Annotated in this window: 1 protein-coding gene; it reads right to left on the bottom strand. The window is 63.1% G+C overall.

The annotated features are described in order from the left end of the window. Positions 1 to 7: 7 nt before the first annotated feature. Positions 8 to 487: a GNAT family N-acetyltransferase gene (locus tag EN884_RS37875; protein ID WP_063168843.1), complete on the bottom strand. Its 480-nt coding sequence runs from the start codon at positions 485 to 487 to the stop codon at positions 8 to 10. Positions 488 to 612 lie beyond the last annotated feature (125 nt).

The following is a 612-nucleotide window of genomic DNA, read 5'->3' as shown; positions in this document are numbered from 1 at the left end:
GGACATTTCAGCCTCCTTTCCCGAAAACCATGCGGTGTGTGACGAACTCTTCGCCCGCCACGCGCTGAAAGCCAAGCCGTTCATAGAAACGGAAAGCTTCTTGCGGCGCGCGGGTGTTCAGCATGGCGAAATGGTGACGTGCCCTGTCGACAACGGTTTCGACCAGCATCCGGCCAAGGCCGGCGCGACGGTGGCGCGCGCTGACGAACAGGTGCCGGACCCGGCCGTGGCCCCTGTCCTCGAAATAGGGATCGATGTTCAACCCGCACACGCCGGCGAGTTCCCTTCCATACCATGCTCCGTACAGCGCCTCCCCCCGTTTCAGGAACTTGTTGCGGCCACTTGCCCAGCCATCCGCAAGGCGTACCAGCATCCAGTAGCCTTCCAGCCGGCTCTCTTCCTTCAGCGTGTCGAAGGCCGGCATGGTCGGCCGAAACCGCTTGAGCACGTAGCCGACCTCTGGGATGGCGCCTGTCGATCCACCCATTGAGCTACTCCGCCGGGCGCGTCTCTTCGAGCACGCTGTCCTCGTGATAGAGAAAACCGCCGGACTGCCGCTTCCACAGCCGCGCATAGAGCCCGTCGAGCGCCACCAATTGGTCATGCGTGCCT

Origin of the sequence: Mesorhizobium sp. M7A.F.Ca.AU.001.01.1.1, from assembly GCF_004022735.1 — a bacterium.
Taxonomy (GTDB): Bacteria; Pseudomonadota; Alphaproteobacteria; order Rhizobiales; family Rhizobiaceae; genus Mesorhizobium; species Mesorhizobium ciceri.
This window is presented reverse-complemented; position numbering and strand designations above follow the sequence as displayed.

Bases quoted from the DNA above. Each gene is read 5' to 3' on its own strand.
- EN884_RS37875 (WP_063168843.1), bottom strand. From the start codon at position 487: ATGGGTGGATCGACAGGCGCCATCCCAGAGGTCGGCTACGTGCTCAAG.